A 17,908-nucleotide genomic window follows, 5' to 3' on the forward strand; every position below is an offset into this window, starting at 1 on the left:
CTGATCCCTCACCCCGCCATTCCGGCCCGCAGCAGCCACGGCGTTACCCCGGTCCAGCGCTTGAAGGAGCGCCGGAAGTTCGCCGCATCGTGGAACCCCAGGTAGCGCGCCACGGCCTCGTTGTCGGCTCCCTGCGCATGGAACATCCACAGCGCCACATGGGTGCGCACCTGGTCCAGTTCGGCCTGGAAATGCGTGCCGTGGCGCGCCAGCTGCCGCTTCAGCGTGGCCGGGCTGACGCCGAAGTCGGCGGCGGCGCGGTCCAGCGAAGGCGCGGTGCGCACCCGCTCCAGCAGATAGTCGTACAGCGCCGCCAGCAGCCCGGCGGGCCGCTCTGCTTCGCCCTCGGCGGCGCGCAGCGCCAGGGCGGCGGCCAGCGCGCTGCCGCGCGGCCAGGGCCGGTCCAGCCAGTCGCCGTCGATCAGCATTGCGTCGAACTGGCAGTCGAAGCGCAGCGCGCTGCCCAGGTGCACATGGTGCTGTTCCACGTGCCGGGGTGCGGCGCGGTTGAAGCAGAAGCGCCACGGCAGCCGCTCGCCGCCCAGCCAGCGGCATAGGGCCACCACGGCCGTCATGTACATTTCGACCAGGGCCGGCCGCAGGCTGGGCGCACCGTGGCTGTCGATCCAGTACAGCGCCGCCATGCCGTCCCATGTTTCCAGGCGCGGCCGCAGCAGCGGTGTCAGCCGTGCGTGCCAGCGGCACAGGATGGCCAGCGCGTCACGCAGCGTCGGCGCCTGCACCAGGGCGTTGCTGGGCGCGCCGTCGTGGCCTGGCAGCAGTTGCTGGCCCAGCATGAAGCTGGTGTCGGGGCTGTCCAGCGCGCGCAGGGCGTTCGACAGCAGCTGCAGGTACTGGGCCGGCGCCACCAGCGTGCCGGGCGCGGTTGCCGCAGCCATTCCGGTGCCGCGCAGCAGCGCGGCTTCATCGATGTCGCGCGAAGCGGCGTACGCCAGCACCAGCGACGGCTGCTGGTGCGCCGGGATCGACGGGTCGGCGGCGCCGCGCCAGGCCATCACGCGTCCACCTGGCGGCACAGGTCGGCCAGTACCATGTCCGGTGTGCGGCCGGCGACGCCGTTGGCCTGCGCGCAGCTGTGGCGCAGCGTCAGGGGCACCGGCTGGCTGCCGGCATTGCTGGTGAAGTGCCGCATCATCGCCACCATCACGCACAGGTGGCGCGCGACATCGCGCGCCGCGGCGTCGCCCAGGCCCGGCATCAGCACCGCGAACCGGTCGCCGGCATAGCGGCACAGCAGGTCGTCGTTGCGGAGGTTCAGCAGCAGCATGTGGCTGACGGCCTGCAGCACGCGGTCGCCTTCCGCCTGGCCATGTTCGCGGTTGATGCGGTGAAAGCCGTCGATATCGAGCAGCACCAGCGCGCAGCTGCCGGTCTGCCTTTCAAGCTGGGCGCGCAGGTAGCGCGCGTCGGCCAGTTGCGTCACCCGGTCGAAGGCGCGGTGGTCGCGGAACAGCCGCTCGCGCTTCTTCAGGTGCTCGGTCAGACTGGCCTGCTCCTGGCGCCAGGTCACCATGCCAGCGGTCAGCACGACCATGCCCAGCGGGACCAGCGCCTCCAGCGCGTGATCCCACAGCGCCGCCTTGTCGATAATGAAAACCTCGTCCATGCAGTCGGCCCAGGACCCGAGCATGATGGCGGCGAAGCCGGCCGCCAGCAGGCGCGTCACGTGGCCGTCCGGCCGGGCACCCAGCACGATCAGGCACCAGGCAGCGGCGACCAGCGCGGTGCCGCCCTCGCTGGCGATATCGAACCACTTCCAGGCGGCGAAGGGTTTCGTGGTACCGGCACCGGCATACAGCAGGGCGACCGATGTGCCGGAAAAGCCGGCGGCGATGAGTGCGTGGCGCTGGATCGTGTTCATGACCGGCGAGCCTAGCGTGCCGTTGTGACAAGGTGATGACGGCGCGCGCCCGGAAGGGCAACGGCGTTGCGCCGCCGCCCGGGGTGCGATCGGCTCACCGCCGGCCGTCATTTTTTACGCCGCAGTCCTCGCCTGCCCTCCTCCGCCCTGCTCCGCCATCGCCGGCTGCACCGGGCAACGGGTCAATTCAGCTCAATTCGCCTGCCATCGCACAGGGATGCGGCGGGCTGTCACCGATCCGTCACATGGGCTGCCTAGAATCCGCCCCACTTCAACTACAAGCCACGCCAACAACCCATGCGACACCTTGCCCTACCCGCCCTCGGCCTGCTGGCCGTCACCGGCGCCCATGCCGCCGGCGATCCGACGGTCGTCATCGCCGGCCAGCGCGTCAGCCTCGCCAATGCCATCGCCGCCCAGGAAAAGGCCGACAACATCGTCAGCGTCGTCTCCAGCGACGGCATCGGCGGCCTGCCCGACAAGAACGCCGCCGAGGCGCTGGCGCGGCTGCCCGGCGTAGCCGTGCAGCGCGACCAGGGCGAAGGCCGCTACGTCACCGTGCGCGGCCTCGGCCCGGACCTGAACGCCGTCACGATCAACGGCGCACTGGTACCGTCGCCCGAGGCCGGCACGCGCGCCGTGGCGCTCGACGTACTGCCGGCGGGCCTGATCCGCACGCTGGAAGTGTCGAAAACCCTGACGCCCGACCAGGATGCCAACTCGCTGGGCGGCACGGTGGAAGTGAAGACGCTGTCCGCCTTCGACCTGCCCGGCGCCCTGCTGACGGTCGGCGCCGGCGCCAGCCATGACACCAATACCGGCAAGAACAGCCCGAATGCCAACCTGTTGTGGGCGCAGCGCTTCGCCGGCGGCAAGCTGGGCGTGGCGGCCGGCCTGTCCGGCGAAAAGCGCAAGTTCGGCTCGGACAACGTGGAAACCGGCGGCGCCTGGAGCGGCGACCGGCTGGAAGGCTTCGAACTGCGCGACTACCTGCCGGTGCGCGAGCGCTACGCCGCCGCGCTGAACCTCGACTGGCGGCCCGATGCCGCGTCCAGCTATGCGCTGCGCGGCTTCGTCAGCCGGTTCTCCGACGATGAAGTACGCGACCGGCTCACCGTGAGCAACGTGGAGAACGACGACCTGGCCGAGGGCGAGACCGACGACGCGCGCCTGGAACGCCGCCTGCGCCAGCGCAAGTACACGCAGGAGATCCGCTCGCTGACGGCCAGTGCCGACCGCCGCTTCGACGGCTGGCGCGTACATGCCGAGGCGACCGCCAGCCGCGCCACCGACGACGCGCCGGAATCGGTCAACGATGCCCGCTTCCGCGGCAGTTTCAAGGGCATCGGTTTTACCACTACCATGGCGCCGCGCCTGGTCGCGCCGGCCGCCGCGTTCGATCCGGCCAGCTACATCCTGAACGCGATCACGCTCCAGCAAAGCTATGCCGAAGACCGCGCCAGGGCGCTGCGGCTAGACCTGACGCGCGAGTTCGACGACGGCTTCGCCATCAAGTCCGGCGTCAAGTCCAGCCGGCGCAACAAGGAAAACGACACCGACCAGTGGGCCTATGACAGCAGCAGCGCCGCCAGCCCGAACTACTGGGGCGCCGGCTCGCGCTCGATGAGCGGCTTCACCGGCACGCACCAGCTGGACTACGCGTTCGGCCCGATCGGCACCGCGCTGGACCCGGCCAGGATCCGCGCGCGCGTCGCCAGCCTGCCGCGCGCCGGTGCCCGGCAGGCCGCCGAATCGGCGCTGGACGATTTTTCGATCGGCGAAGACATCGACGCCGCCTACGTGCAGGGCACGCTGGCACGCGGCGCATGGTCGCTGCTGGCCGGCGTACGCGCCGAGCGCACCCGTTTCAAGGCGCTGGGCCAGCAGATCGCCGTCGTCGAAGACGAAGACGGCGAAGAAACGCAAACGATCACGCCGCGCCGCGCCGGCCGTTCGTACACCAACTGGCTGCCGACGCTGCAGGCCCGCTACGACCTCGATCGCGCCACCAGCGTGCGCGCCGCCTGGAGCAACTCGGTGGTGCGCGCCAACTTCAGCCAGCTCGCTCCCGGCGTCAGCCTGGACAGCGCAACCGAAGCCACCATCGGCAATCCCGACCTGGCGCCGCTGAAATCGCACAATCTCGACCTGGGCATCGAACGGGTGCTGGGCAACGACGGCACGATGTCGGCCTATGTGTTCCACAAGGACATCAGCAATTTCACCTACGCGACCAACCTGGCCGGCAGCGGCCAATGGGCCGGCTATACCACCGCCACGTCCTACGCGAATGGCGACAGCGCGAAGGTGAAAGGCATCGAACTGGCGTGGCAGCAGCCGCTGCGCATGCTGCCGGCGCCGTTCAACGGCCTGCTCGTCGGCCTGAACGGCGCCATCACGCATTCGCGCGCCGGCATCGACAGCTTCGACGAGGATGCCGGTACCCGCGTGGGCCGCACGATCCGCATGCCTGGCCAGTCGAACCGCATGGCCAACGCGATGATCGGCTACGAGCACGGTCCGATCAGCACCCGTCTCGCCGTCAACTACAAGTCGCCGTACCTGCTGGAACTGGGCGAGAACGTGCTCGATGCCGGCGCCGACCGGATCGTCGATGCGCAGACCCAGCTCGACTTCTCGCTGGCCTGGCAGATCGACCGCCGCTGGCAGCTGTCGTTCGAGGCCAGCAACCTGAATAACGAAAAATACTATGTGTACCAGGGCGTGAAGTCGCACAACGTCCAGTACGAACAATATGGCCGCACCTATAAAATCGGCCTGAAAGCGAGCCTGTTCTGATGAAGCCTGTCGTCATGATGTCGCTGCTGGCCACCGCGCTGGCAGCCCACGCCCAGCCAGTCCCTCCTGCCGTGGCAAAGGCGCGCGATCTCGCCGCGCTGCCGCAAGGCTGGCTGGCGCTGGACAAGAACGCCCTGCGCCTGGTCGATGCGGCCGGCGCGGAACGCGCCAGCCTGCCGGTCCGCGGCCGCCAGGTCGACGTGCGCACCGGCACCGATGGCGCATCGCTGGCCATCGTCACCGACGCCAACGCCGAGCGCGTCATTCCCGTACGCGCCGATGCGCGCGCCGGGACGCTGGCTGCCTTTCCGCCGTTGCCCGACACCGGCTACGGCATCGAGGCGGCCTGCCTGTACCGCGACGCCCAGCGCCTGACCTACGCCTTCCTGGTCGGCAAGGATGGCCAGGCCGAACAATGGCTGCTGGACGGCGATGCGCCGCGCCGCGTTCGCCGGCTGGCATTGCCCCCGCATGTGCAGGCTTGCCGTGTGGACGATGCCACCGGCACGCTGTACGTGGCCGAGGAAGGCATCGGCGTGTGGGCCTACCGGGCCGACGCAGAAGGCGCGCCGGCGCGCCGCGCCGTAGCCCTGGCGCCGCCGTTCGGCAAGCTGGCCGGCGGCGCGCAGGCGCTGGCCGTGGTGCCGGGCGGCGTGGCGGCCGTCGACGGCAAGGGCACGCTGCATGCGTGGCGCCGCAGCGGCGACGCCTGGACACCAACCGCGCTTGCCGGCAAGGCGATGGAGAATGTGGCGGTCGATGCCGGCGGACGCCTGCTGGCGCGTGGCGAAAAAGAATGGCGCAGCGTGCCGCTGGCGCTGAAAGCGGCGACGCCGGCCGCGCCGCTGCCGGTCGTGATGCCCCGGGCGCAAACGGAGCCGGTGGCGCGCAACGGCGATGCCGCCGACGATCCCGCCATCTGGCTGCATCCGACCGACCCGGCGGCGTCGCGCGTGCTGGGCACCAACAAGAAACAGGGCCTGCTGGTGTACGACCTGCAGGGCCGCCAGCGGCAGTTGCTGGAAGCGGGCCGGCTGAACAACGTCGACGTGCGCCAGGACGTGGCGTTCGGCGCCGAACGCTTCGACCTGGCGCTGGCCACGCAGCGTGACGACAACCTGATGGTGCTGTTCGCGATTGCCGCCGATGGCACCGTGAGCGAAGCGGCGCGGCTGCCGACCGAGCTTGCCGAGATCTATGGCGCGTGCGTGTACCGCCCCGCCGCCGGCGGCCTCGATGCGTTCGTCAACGACAAGGATGGCCGCTACCTGCATTACCGGATCGGCCGCGACGGCGGCAGGTTCACCGCGCAGGTGGTGCGGCGCTTCCGCACGGCCAGCCAGCCGGAAGGCTGCGTGGCCGACGAAGCCAGCGGCCAGCTGTTCGTCGGCGAGGAGCGTCGCGGGCTGTGGGTGACCAGCGCCGACGCGGCACGCGAAGCGACCTTGACAATGGCGCTGCCGGCCGGCGGCGTGCTGAAGGCGGACGTCGAAGGCGTCGGCATCTATCGCGCCGCGCAGCGCAGCTACGTGGTCGTGTCCAGCCAGGGCAACGACAGCTATGTGGTGCTGGACGCCGCCGCGCCGTACAAGGTGCGCGGCGCGTTCCGGATCGGCGTCAACGTGGCCGACGGCATCGACGGCGCATCCGAGACCGATGGCCTGGAAGTCACCTCGGCCAACCTTGGCGGGCCGTACGGACGCGGCATGCTGGTGGTGCAGGACGGCTACAAGCGCATGCCCGACGGACCACAGAACTTCAAGCTGGTGGCCTGGGACGACATCGCCCGCGCGCTCGGCCTGGATTGACATGGCGTGAAATTGGTTTAGACTTCTCCCTGCCCGCCGGTGTCGGCGGGCATTTTTTCCGGAGCACTCCCCCCAAATGACCATCTGAGCTTTCGCACCGTACTCCCGCGCCGTCACGGCCGGATCGTTCACGCGCTCGAAAGGCTCATCCATGGCTCATTCTCCCGCCACCACGCTGGCCGCCGCATCGGCATCGGCAACATCGGCATCGGCGACCGCATCGTCAACCGCCTCCATCGCACTGCACGGCATCACGTTGCGCCTGCCCGGCGGCCGCACGCTGTTCGACGACCTGACCTTCACTTTCGGCAACCGCCGCACCGGCCTGGTCGGCCGCAACGGCGCCGGCAAAAGCATGCTGGCGCGCCTGCTGGCCGGCCTGCTGGCGCCCGACCGGGGCCGCGCCGTTGCCCGGGGCACGGTGTGGTATCTGCCCCAGCACATCGATGTCGACGCCGATACCAGCGTGGCCGATGTCGCCGGCCTCGGCCATGTATTCGCCGCGGCGGACCGGCTGGCCGCCGGCCACGGCACGCCGGACGACCTGGTGCTGCTCGATGACCGCTGGACCCTGGCGGCGGACTTCTGCACCGCGCTCGCCGACGCCGGCCTGCCCGACCTGCATCCCGCCATGCCGGCCGCCGGGCTGTCGGGTGGCCAGCTGGGCCGCGTCGCACTGGCCGGCGCCTGCCTGTCCGCCTGCGCGACGCTGGTCCTCGACGAACCGAGCAACCATCTGGACCGTGCGGGCCGGGCCTGGCTGCTGGACCGGCTGGCTGCCTGGCCCGGCGCCGTCATCGCCGTCAGCCACGATCGCGCCCTGCTCGAGACGATGACGTCGATCGTTGAACTGGACGAACGCGGCCTGCACGCGCATGGCGGCAATTTCACGCATTACCAGGCCCAGTGCGACGCCAGGGCCGCGGCGGCGCAGGCGGCATTGCACCATGCACGCGCAGCGCGCCAGGCTGGCGCGAGGCAGTTGCGCGAGGAGCACGATGCCCGCCAGCAGCGCAACGCCCGCGCCAGCCGCGCCGCCAGGAGCGAGAACCAGGCCGCCATCCTGCTTGGCCGCCGCAAGGCCGGTGCCCAGGCCACCGCGGGCCGGCAGGCACGCCAGGCTGAGCAGATGCACGCCCGGCTCGACGATGCGGTTCGCATCGCCGCGCTGGCGCTCGACACCGCGCCGCTGCCGGCGCTGCTGCTGGACGCCGCCGCCGTGCCCACCGGGCGTACCGTCATCGCCTGCGAGGGCGCGCTGGCGCCGTGGCCGGCCGATGCCCGGCCGCTCGACCTCGTACTGGCCGGTCCCGTCCGGCTGGCGATCGCGGGTCCGAACGGCTGCGGCAAGAGCACGCTGCTGAAGATGCTGGCGGGCGACGTCGCGCCGCGCGCCGGCATATGCTCGGCACGCGTGCCGTGCGCCTGGCTGGACCAGCATGCCAGCCACCTGCTGCCACCGGAAGTCACGGTGCTGGAGCGGCTGCGGCAACTGGGCAGCGCGCTGCCCGAAGCGGCATTGCGCGGCCGGCTGGCACTGCTGGGGCTCGATGCGGCGCGGCTGGCAACGCCGGCCGCCGCCCTGTCGGGCGGCGAGCGCATCAAGGCGGCGCTGGCCTGTGCACTGTGGCGGCGCGATAGCGCGCGCCTGCTGCTGCTCGACGAACCGGGCAATCACCTCGACCTGCCGGCGCTGCGGGCCCTGGAAGAAGCGCTGGCCGCGTGGCCCGGTGCGTTCGCGATCGTCTCGCACGACGACCGGCTGCTGGACGCGCTGCGGCTGACCCATATGCTGCACTGGAGCGCGGCCGGCTGGCGGCTGGAAACATGCAGTCCGCAAGCCGATCCACAAAAACAGCGCAGAGTTATATGAATGCAATACTTATTACTATATCGCCCCGCGCATGGCTTCGCCATCGGAAGCGGATGGTATGCTTCGCCCGATAACACAACAATTGGGGAGAACACGCCGTGTCGATCGCTGAAAAATTGTTCAAACTGAAGGAAGCCGGGACCGACGTGCGCACCGAGGTGGTGGCCGGCGTAACGACCTTCCTGACGATGGCCTACATCATCTTCGTCAACCCGGCGATCCTGGCCGATGCCGGCGTGCCGAAGGATGCGGTGTTCGTCGCCACCTGTCTCGCGGCGGCGCTCGGTACGCTGATCATGGGGCTGTACGCGAACTATCCGATCGGCATGGCGCCCGGCATGGGGCTGAACGCCTATTTTGCCTACGCGGTGGTGCTCGGCATGGGCGTGCCGTGGCAGACGGCGCTGGGCGCCGTGTTCATCTCCGGCTGCCTGTTCCTGATCATTTCCATCTTCGGCCTGCGCGAGATGATCGTCAAGGGCATCCCCACCTCGCTGCGCACGGCGATCACCGTCGGCCTGGGCCTGTTCCTCGGCCTGATCGCACTGAAAAGCGCCGGCATCGTCACAGCGAACGCGGCCACGATGGTTACCGTCGGCGACCTGCACAAGGCGCCGGCCCTGCTGGCCATCGTCGGCTTCCTGATGATCGTGGCGCTCGACCGGCTGCGCGTCAAAGGCGCCATCCTGATCGGCATCGTGCTGGTCACCGTGCTGTCGTTCTTCTTTGGCGGCAATACCTTCAACGGCATCTTCTCGGCGCCGCCGTCACTGGCGCCCACCTTTGGCCAGCTCGATATCGGCGGCGCATTCGGCACCGGCATCCTCAACGTGGTCCTGGTGTTCTTCCTCGTCGAACTGTTCGATGCCACCGGCACGCTGATGGGCGTGGCGGCGCGCGCCGGCCTGCTGGTCGAAGGCAAGATGGAGCGGCTGAACAAAGCGCTGATGGCGGACAGCACGGCGATCGTGGCGGGTGCCGTGATGGGTACTTCCAGCACCACCGCCTACGTCGAAAGCGCGGCCGGGGTGCAGGCCGGCGGCCGCACCGGCCTCACGGCCGTGGTCGTGGCACTGCTGTTCTTGGCGGCGCTGTTCATCTCGCCGCTCGCCGGTGTCGTGCCCGCCTATGCCACCGCGCCGGCGCTGCTGTTCGTTTCCTGCCTGATGCTGCGCGACCTGGCCGATATCGAATGGAACGAAAGCACCGAGAGCATCCCGGCGGCTGTTACCGCGCTGCTGATTCCGTTTACGTATTCGATTGCCCACGGCATTGCGTTCGGCTTCATCACCTATGCTGCGCTGAAACTCCTGACGGGCAAAGTGCGCGAAGTCAAGGCCGTGGTGTGGATCATCGCCGTGGTCTTCCTCTTCAAGTACACCTGGCTGGGCGCGTGATTCCATCGCCGGCGGCCCCTGCCGCCGGCTGAAGGGTATTGCTGGCTGCGAAAAATTGCTTTCATGGTGTCAGCACTTGACCATGCCCATTGCAAGACTTCTCCTACATGGATTTAACCGTCGGTCAGCCTTCCTTCATAGCGGACGGCATTAGCCCCTCGAAGTAACCAATAGTTACGAACTGCTGAGCCGAAAACGCTGACTATTGCCGCGCGGAATTGCCTTAGGGCTGAATCAATACTTGATAGGATTGCCACTCGAAGCCATCGAGAACGGGAACCTTTCACATGCATCGCCACGCCTACTGTCAGTCAGCAACAGCACCACGCCGGCATCACGGTCCGGCTGGCGCTGGCGCCGGCGGCGCACGGGGCGGATGCATGACCACGGTTTGCGGCACGCCGCTGAAAGGTTCCCCCCACGACCAGCGCGGCGACGCACCAGCGATCGCCGTGCCCGGCCATCTGACCAGGTTGCCGCGCAACGCCTTCCACCGGCACGGTACCCGCCCATGGGCGCCGGCTTCGGCGGGGCTTGCGCAGCGTCGTGCCGCGCCAATAACTACAAGAGGATCCCATGAGTGATTTCGAATATCCGCGACCGCAGCTGGTCCGCGAACAATGGCAGAACCTGAATGGGACATGGCAGTTCGCGTACGACGACGAGCGGCGCTTCTGCCGCCCCGACGAGGGCATCGAGTGGACGCACCAGATCCAGGTGCCGTACGCCCCCGAGACGAAGCTTTCCGGCATCCACGACATGGGTTTCCATACCGTCGCCTGGTACCGCCTCGAATTCGACATGGAAGGGCGCGGCGAGCGCACGATCCTGCACTTCGGCGCGGTCGACTACGAAGCCAAGGTGTGGGTCAACGACCGCCTCGTGACGACCCACCAGGGCGGCCATACGTCGTTCTGCGTCGACGTCACCGACGCGCTGGTCGAAGGCCAGCGCCAGGTCATCGTGCTGCGCGCCGAAGACGATCCGCATGACCTGGCCAAGCCGCGGGGCAAGCAGGACTGGCAGCTGGAGCCGCATTCGATCTGGTATCCGCGCACCACCGGCATCTGGCAGACCGTCTGGCTGGAACAGGTTCCCGCCACCTACCTGAAGGGCATCAAGTGGACGCCGCACTTCGATGGCTTCGAGATCGGCTGCGACATCCTGGCCGCCGGCGACCGCCGCGAGAAGCTGACGGTGGAGGTGAAACTGTGGCATGGCGAGGTGCTGCTGGCCGACGACGAATACAAGCTGATGGGCCAGGAAGCGCATCGCAAGATCGCCATTTCCGACCCCGGCATCGACGATTCGCGCAACGACCTGCTGTGGAGCCCGGAAAAGCCCACCCTGCTCGATGTGGAGCTCACCCTGCGGTGCGACGGCGAAGAGCTGGAAACGGTACGATCCTATACAGCACTGCGTTCGGTGGCGATCAACCGGGACAGGTTCATGCTCAATGGGAGGCCGTATCCGCTGCGCCTGGTGCTGGACCAGGGCTACTGGCCGGACAGCGGCATCACGGCGCCTGACGATGCGGCGTTGAAGCGCGATGTCGAACTGGCCAAGCTGATGGGCTTCAACGGCGTGCGCAAGCACCAGAAGATCGAAGATCCGCGCTACCTGTACTGGGCGGACAAGCTGGGCCTGATGGTGTGGGAAGAGATGCCATCCGCGTACTCGTTCAGCCCGAAGTCGATGACGCGGCTGATCAAGGAATGGCAGGAAGCGATTGAACGCGACTACAGTCACCCGTGCGTGATCGTGTGGGTACCGTTCAACGAGTCGTGGGGTGTGCCGAACCTGACGTCGATGCAGGCGCACCGGAACGCCGTGGAAGCGCTGTATCACATGACGCGCATGATGGATTCGACGCGACCCGTGATCGGCAACGATGGATGGGAGGCTTCGGCCACCGACATCCTCGGCATCCACGATTACGACAGCGATCCGCAGCGCATCAAGGCGCGCTACGAGGTCAGCGATCCGGCACGCACGCTGTTCGACCAGCGCCGCCCCGGCGGCCGCATCCTGACGCTGGACGGGTTCCCGCACCGCGGCCAGCCGATCGTGCTGACGGAGTTCGGCGGCATCGCCTTCGACACGAAGGCACCGGACATCGACACATGGGGTTATTCGCGGGCAAACACGGCCGAGTCGTTCTACGAACACTACACCGCCTTGTTGAAGGTCGTGAACGAGACGCAAATGTTTTCCGGCTTCTGCTACACGCAGTTCGCCGACACGTATCAGGAAGCAAACGGGCTGCTCAACGCGGACCGCACACCGAAGATTCCGTTCGAAAAGATCAGCGCCGCTACCCGCAGCGTCCAGCTTGTCGCGCAGGATCCGCCTGAACCGGTATAGCGCAACGGGGCGCGCGCCCCCGCAGGCCCTGTCGCGCGGCATTAGCTTGACCAAATTTACGACCCACAATTAACGACCCATTATGGGCAAGGGAGAAACCATGTCGACCATTATCGTGTTCTGCCATCTGCGTTGGGACTTTGTCTTTCAGCGTCCCCAGCACCTGCTGACCCGCCTGGCCAAACATTACAAGATCGTGCTGGTGGAAGAGCCGATTCATCATGACGGCGAAAGCTTCATGAAGACCTGGCAGCCGGCACCGAACATCACTGTCTGCCAGCCGCACACGCCGGTGCAGCAGCATGGTTTCCATGACGACCAGATCCCGCTGGTACAGCCGATGGTCGCCAAGCTGGTGCCGGAAGGCGAAGATCCCATCGTGTGGTTCTACACGCCGATGGCGCTGCCGCTGCTGCCGCAACTGCATGCCAGCCTCGTCGTGTACGACTGCATGGACGAACTGTCCGCCTTCAAGAATCCGCCGCGCCAGCTGCTGCAGCGGGAAACCGCGCTGCTCAACATCGCCGACCTGGTGTTTACCGGCGGCCCGAGCCTGTACGAAGCCAAGAAAAACCGCCACGCGAACGCCCATTGCTTCTCCAGCTCGGTCGATGCGAAGCATTTCTCCCATGCGCTGGACCGCGCGGCCAGCCATCCCGACCAGGCCCACATCCCGCATCCGCGCCTGGGCTTCTATGGCGTGATCGACGAGCGCTTCGATACCGAACTGACAGCGAAGATCGCCGATGCCAACCCCGACTGGCAGATCGTGCTGGTGGGTCCGGTCGTGAAGATCGACCCGGCGCACCTGCCGCAGCGCCCGAACATCCACTACATGGGCCAGCGCGGCTATGACGACCTGCCGAAGTTCCTGGCTGGCTGGGACGTGTGCCTGATGCCGTTCGCGATCAACGAGGCAACCAAGTTCATCAGCCCAACCAAGGTGCTGGAGTACATGGCCGCCGAACTGCCGATCGTGTCGACCCCGATCCGCGACGTGGAACAGCCGTACTCGCATGTGGTCGCGATCGGCCATACGGCCGAGGAATTCGTCGCCCACGTCGAGGCGGCCCTGGCGCAGACGGCCGATCAAACCGCGGAGATGGAGCGCAAGATGCGCGACGTGGTCGCCAAGACGTCGTGGGAAAACACCGCGGCACGCATGCGCGACCTGATCGAATCGACGACGCCGGCCCGCAAGTTCACCCGCCTGACAGCGCCCGACATGTCGTACGGCGAAGCGCCGCACAATGCGCCCAACGTGAACCCGCTGCGCACCACCGCGACGAGCACCAAGGTCGGCTCCCTGATCGGCGGCCCTGCCGCCTACCAGGTGGCGCCGGCAGTGGCGGCCGCAGCCGGCGCGCAGCCGGCCGTGAAAGCGGAGTGAGCCGGTACGGGAGCGCATCGTTCCCGGCCATGAAAAACGGCGGCCATCGGCCGCCGTTTTTCCTTGGTACTCATTGATATTCAGTGATATCCAGTGATTTCCAGTCCGCTGCCTGGCGCCTTCGCTGCTCGACGGATCGCCGGGCGGCTGCTGAGGGCTACGCCCCGCGCCGCCGGAAGCGCCACGGCAGCGCATTGTGGATCGCGGTGGCGGCAACTGCAGCCTGCCCGGTCGCCACGCTGATCTGGTTCAGGCCCAGTACCACGTCGCCGATCGCATACAGGCCGGGCACGGTGGTGCGGCCGTGGTCGTCCACCACCAGCTTGTCGCACTCGCCGGCTTTCGCACCGAGCGCCCGCGCCAGGCCCGAGCGGGCCTTTTCGCCCAGCATCGGATAAAACACGTCGAAGCGGTGATCGGCGCCATCCTCGGTATGCAGTACCGGCTCCATGGCATCGGTCAGCGTCACGCCCTTCAGTGGCGAGTCGACGTAGCGCACCCCGGCAATGCGCAGCTGTTCCGCCTCCCGTGGGGACAGCGGCGCCTCGGGTTCCCGTTCGAACAGCGTCACGTCGCACGAGAACGTGCGCATGAACAGTGCATGGCCGGTGCGGTTATGCGGCTGCGACGCCACGGCAACGCGCTTGTCGAGGATGTCGTAGCCGTCGCAAACCGGGCACAGGCGGACGGCGCCGGCGGCCACCGCTTCCGGCCAACCGTCGACAGGCAGCCCGGCATCGGCGACACCGGTCGCCAGCAACACCACCGGCGTATGGATCTCTCCGCCATCGTGGCGCGCGACGAAGACGCCGTCCACCCGCTCCAGTGCGGTGATCTCGATATCGTCGACCTCCCCGCCATAGCATGCGAGCTGCTCGCGCAAACGGCCGAGCAGCTCGCGGCCCGGCACGCCGCCGGGGAAGCCGGGATAGTTATGGCTGAGCGGGATCAGCGACAGGCGGCTGTGGCCCTTGTCCGCGACGATCACGTCACGGCGGAAGCGCCGCAGGTACACCGCGGCGGTCAGGCCACCGGGCCCGCCGCCGACGATCAGTACTTCGCAAACACGTACTTCGCTCACCACAGGCAATTACCTCGTTGTGCCGCCCGTGGTGCCGGTGCCGGTGCCGGAGCTACCGCTGGCGGAACCGGAAGTTCCCGTCGCGGTACCCGACGTGCCCGTGGTAGTACCGCTGCTGCCGGCAGAAGTGCCGCTGGTGCCGCTGGTACCGGTGGTGGTGCCGCTGGTGCCGGTGCTGGTGCCGCTGGTGCCGGTCCCGGTCCCGCTGGTACCCGTCGTCATGCCGCTGCCGGCGGTGCCGGTAGCCGATGCGCCGGATGTCGTTCCGCCCGCCTGCGTTCCCAGCGCGCCGCGCGTCGTGGCGGAGCGGTTGGTGCCGGCCGGCGTGACGCTGTTATAGGTGCCGCCGGTCGTTGCCCCGGATGGCGTGCCGGTCGGATTGGCCGTGCCGGCCGGGCTCATTGTTGTAGAACCGCTCAGCGACCCGGGCCCGGTCGTCACGCTCGGCACGGTCGATGGAGCAATGGTGGGGGTGGACGAACCGGTCTGCGCTGGCAACAGCGAGGCGCCGCTGGTGGTATTGCCGAGCGTGCCCAGCGGCGTCGTCACGCCCGGCGTGCCGATGTCACCGCCGGTTTGCGATGCGGCGCCGTTCAGCGGCGCGGGAGCCGGCGCGCGGTTCGGGATTGCCGGGGCGTTGCCCCGATTCACGCCGGTATTGACACCGGTATTGACGCCCGTGTTCACCTGGCCGCCGGATGCCGGGGTGGCCGGCGTGGTAACAGTCTGCGCTGTCACGGCCGAGGCGGCCAGCAGGCCCGCCACCAAGAGTGCGGCATTTATTTTCGAATGAACCTTCATGGCATTCTCCTTTCGTTTCGTGGTGCGCCGATTCTGTCATGCCCGCCGCCGCCCGACCGTAGGAGCATGCCGCACCGGTCGGTCGGAACGGTTCCCGCGTCCTGCGCTTCCGTCATGCCGGGACGTCATGCCGCGGCCGCCAGCGCGCGCGCCGCCTTCCGGGAAGGATTGCGCCCGGGCTTGCGCCTGCTCTTCGCCTTGGCCGGCCTTGGCTCGTCCGCAGCCCTGGCCAGCCGTTCCTGCAGCAGCGCCAGCACGGCCGCCTCTTCCGGCTGCAGTGCGTGCAATTCGCTGGTGAACTCTTCCTCGGCGCGGGCGCGCAGCGCGGCCAGTTCGGCGCCGCTCATGTAGGCTTCCAGCACGGCCGGGTGCACATAGCACTTGCGGCACACCGACGGCGTATTGCCAAGTTTCTTCGCCACCGATTCGATTGCCCTCACGACGTTCTTCTTGGCCTGCGTCTCGGAATCGAACTTCTCGAACGCCTGCAGTGCCAGGGCCGCCAGCACGGTCCCCGACCAGGTGCGGAAATCCTTGGCCGTGTAATCCTCGCCGGTGATGGTGCGCAGGTAGTCGTTGACGTCGGACGAGTCGATCGCGTGGGTGGCGCCGTCGTCGTCCACGTACTGGAACAGTTCCTGGCCCGGCAGGTCGCGCATGCGCTCGATGATGCGCGCCAAGCGCCGGTCGGCCACTTTCACGTCGTGGAACACGCCGCTCTTGCCGCGGAAGCGGAATTCCACTTCGCGGCCGTCGATGCGCACGTGGCGGTTGCGCAGCGTCGTCAGGCCGAACGATTTGTTGTCGCGCGCGTACTCCTCGTTCCCGATGCGCATCATCGTGTGCTCCAGCAGGTAGACGATGGTGGCCAGCACCTTCTCGCGTGGCAGTCCGGGCAGCTTCAATGCCGCATCGACCGCCTGGCGGATGCCGGGAAGGGCCTGGCCGAACGCGATCATGCGCTCGTACTTCACCTCATCGCGCACGCTGCGCCATCGCGCGTGGTAACGGTATTGCTTGCGGCCACGCGCGTCGCGGCCGGTGGCCTGCAGGTGGCCGCTGGCCTGCGCGCAGATCCATACGTCGGTCCACGCCGGCGGAATCGCCAGCGCCCTGATGCGGGCCAGCGTGGCCTCGTCATCGACCGCGCTGCCGTCCGCGGCAAGGTAGCGGAAGCCGCCGGCGGCGGCGACGCGGGACAGGCCCGGCTTGCCGTCGGTGACATAGCGGAGCCCCGCCGCGCGGGCCGCGAGCGGGGGATCGGTGACCAGTTCTTCGGGTTTCATCGGCACACTCCTCAAGGTGAAGCCAGTGTGACAGCCGCCGCCATGGGGTTCCGTACGGTAGGCAACATGCATGCCTTATTTGCAATGTCGGGTTGGGCACGGTGCCGCATGCTGGGTTACAATGCGGGTCCACCGTTTTACCAGACGCAGACAGCCAATGATTCCACGCTCTGTACTCATCCTCGCGATGGCCTTCGGGCATGGCGCAGCGTTCGGCGCCGACACGATCGAAGAACGCACCTGGAACACGTCCGCCGAACTGGGCGCCATCACCACCTCCGGCAATACCACCGGTACTTCGGTCACCGGCAAGATCGATGCGCGGCAGGAGCTGGAGGACTGGAGCAACCAGTACATCCTGTCCGGCTTCTTCAAGGAAGACCAGACGCAGACCAGCGAAGGCAACAAGAAGTACGTGCGCTCGGCCGAACGTTTCTCGCTGTCCGCCCGTGCCGCCTACAAGCTGCTGGAAGAAGGCGAACGGCTGTTCGTGCTGGGTTCCCACGTGGATGACCGCTTCGGCGCCTATTCGCGCTACTCGTCACTCTCGGTCGGCCGCTCGACGCGACTGCTGAAGTCCGAGACCAAGATCGTCGAAGTCGAACTGGGTCCCGGTTATTTCTCCGGCGTGCGCGCCACCGGCGAGGAAGAAGATGGCCTCACCGTGCGCGGCGCCGCCAACATGCGCTGGCAGATCAGCGACGCGGCACTGTTCACGCAGACGCTGGCCGTGGAACGCGGCACGTCGAACACGCACTCGGTGGCCGAAACGGCGCTGTCGACCAAGATCAACGGCACCATGCAGATGAAGGCCGCGTTCAGCGCCCGCAACGATTCCAACGTGCCGATCGAGAAGAAGAACACCGATACGCAGACCTCGCTGACGCTGGTGTATTCGTTCTAGCGTCCGCTCAGGCACACCCTCCAAGGACCAGCAGCGGCATCGCGCCCCATGCGATCGCCGCCAGCGCCAGGATCGCGCCGCCCAGCCGCGCCATGTGCAGCACGCCGCGCGGCGCATCGCCGGCGCGCCATGCCACCCGCACCAGCCAGCCGGCGGCGCCCAGCGCCAGCACCGTGACGCCCAGCAGCACGGTCCACGTCTCCGGCCGGCAGCCGCTGGCCGCATACAGATAGCAGAAAAAGAAGTGCGCCGCCCACAGCACCAGCGGTGCCGTGCCCTGCCACAGCTTGCTCCAGAACCGGTCGCCCATGCTCGTCCCCGCG

Annotated in this window: 13 protein-coding genes; 7 read left to right on the forward strand and 6 right to left on the reverse strand. The window is 67.9% G+C overall.

Features of this window, described 5'->3' with window-relative positions; all coding sequences use genetic code 11:
* Positions 1 to 8: 8 nt before the first annotated feature.
* Both ACY34H_RS02105 and ACY34H_RS02110 read right to left on the reverse strand, forming a co-directional pair.
* Positions 9 to 1,016 (reverse strand): AraC family transcriptional regulator, encoded by a 1,008-nt coding sequence (locus tag ACY34H_RS02105; protein WP_464976070.1) that lies wholly within the window; start codon positions 1,014 to 1,016, stop codon positions 9 to 11.
* On the reverse strand, positions 1,016 to 1,882 hold the full coding sequence (locus tag ACY34H_RS02110; RefSeq protein WP_464975825.1) for a GGDEF domain-containing protein: 867 nt from the start codon (positions 1,880 to 1,882) through the stop codon (positions 1,016 to 1,018). Before ACY34H_RS02110 ends, ACY34H_RS02105 begins: the two co-directional genes overlap by 1 nt.
* 297 nt (positions 1,883 to 2,179) lie before the next feature.
* On the opposite strand from ACY34H_RS02110, the gene ACY34H_RS02115 reads away from it, so the two are divergent.
* From ACY34H_RS02115 to ACY34H_RS02140, 6 genes are all read left to right on the forward strand, one after another.
* Positions 2,180 to 4,681: a TonB-dependent receptor gene (locus ACY34H_RS02115; protein ID WP_464975826.1), complete on the forward strand. Its 2,502-nt coding sequence runs from the start codon at positions 2,180 to 2,182 to the stop codon at positions 4,679 to 4,681.
* Positions 4,681 to 6,489: a phytase gene (locus ACY34H_RS02120; RefSeq protein WP_464975827.1), complete on the forward strand. Its 1,809-nt coding sequence runs from the start codon at positions 4,681 to 4,683 to the stop codon at positions 6,487 to 6,489. The genes ACY34H_RS02115 and ACY34H_RS02120 overlap by 1 nt, the downstream gene beginning before the upstream one ends.
* 151 nt (positions 6,490 to 6,640) lie before the next feature.
* On the forward strand, positions 6,641 to 8,362 hold the full coding sequence (locus tag ACY34H_RS02125) for an ATP-binding cassette domain-containing protein (RefSeq protein WP_464975828.1): 1,722 nt from the start codon (positions 6,641 to 6,643) through the stop codon (positions 8,360 to 8,362).
* A gap of 98 nt (positions 8,363 to 8,460) precedes the next feature.
* Positions 8,461 to 9,759, forward strand: a complete 1,299-nt coding sequence (locus ACY34H_RS02130; RefSeq protein WP_464975829.1) for an NCS2 family permease — start codon at positions 8,461 to 8,463, stop codon at positions 9,757 to 9,759.
* Between the two features lie 576 nt (positions 9,760 to 10,335).
* A complete protein-coding gene (locus ACY34H_RS02135) occupies positions 10,336 to 12,123 on the forward strand; it encodes a glycoside hydrolase family 2 protein (protein ID WP_464975830.1) in 1,788 nt (595 codons plus the stop codon).
* 100 nt (positions 12,124 to 12,223) lie between these two features.
* Positions 12,224 to 13,513, forward strand: coding sequence for a glycosyltransferase (locus ACY34H_RS02140; protein WP_464975831.1), 1,290 nt, complete (start codon positions 12,224 to 12,226; stop codon positions 13,511 to 13,513).
* Positions 13,514 to 13,670: 157 nt separating this feature from the next.
* Here the strand turns inward: ACY34H_RS02140 and ACY34H_RS02145 are convergent, their stop codons facing one another.
* The 3 genes from ACY34H_RS02145 to ACY34H_RS02155 form a co-directional block, all read right to left on the reverse strand.
* The gene (locus ACY34H_RS02145; RefSeq protein WP_464975832.1) at positions 13,671 to 14,594 is read right to left on the reverse strand and encodes an NAD(P)/FAD-dependent oxidoreductase; all 924 of its coding nucleotides are present in this window, start codon (positions 14,592 to 14,594) and stop codon (positions 13,671 to 13,673) included.
* Positions 14,595 to 14,603: 9 nt separating this feature from the next.
* The gene (locus ACY34H_RS02150; protein ID WP_464975833.1) at positions 14,604 to 15,395 is read right to left on the reverse strand and encodes a hypothetical protein; all 792 of its coding nucleotides are present in this window, start codon (positions 15,393 to 15,395) and stop codon (positions 14,604 to 14,606) included.
* A gap of 125 nt (positions 15,396 to 15,520) precedes the next feature.
* A complete protein-coding gene (locus tag ACY34H_RS02155; protein ID WP_464975834.1) occupies positions 15,521 to 16,681 on the reverse strand; it encodes a DNA topoisomerase IB in 1,161 nt (386 codons plus the stop codon).
* Positions 16,682 to 16,838: 157 nt separating this feature from the next.
* Here ACY34H_RS02155 and ACY34H_RS02160 point away from each other — a divergent pair, with 157 nt between their 5' ends.
* Complete coding sequence (locus ACY34H_RS02160; RefSeq protein WP_464975835.1) at positions 16,839 to 17,585, forward strand: DUF481 domain-containing protein; 747 nt, start codon at positions 16,839 to 16,841, stop codon at positions 17,583 to 17,585.
* Between the two features lie 7 nt (positions 17,586 to 17,592).
* Here ACY34H_RS02160 and ACY34H_RS02165 read toward each other — a convergent pair whose 3' ends face one another.
* A complete protein-coding gene (locus tag ACY34H_RS02165) occupies positions 17,593 to 17,895 on the reverse strand; it encodes a hypothetical protein (RefSeq protein WP_464975836.1) in 303 nt (100 codons plus the stop codon).
* Positions 17,896 to 17,908: the final 13 nt, after the last annotated feature.

The organism is Pseudoduganella sp. jia 9 (assembly GCF_055502615.1).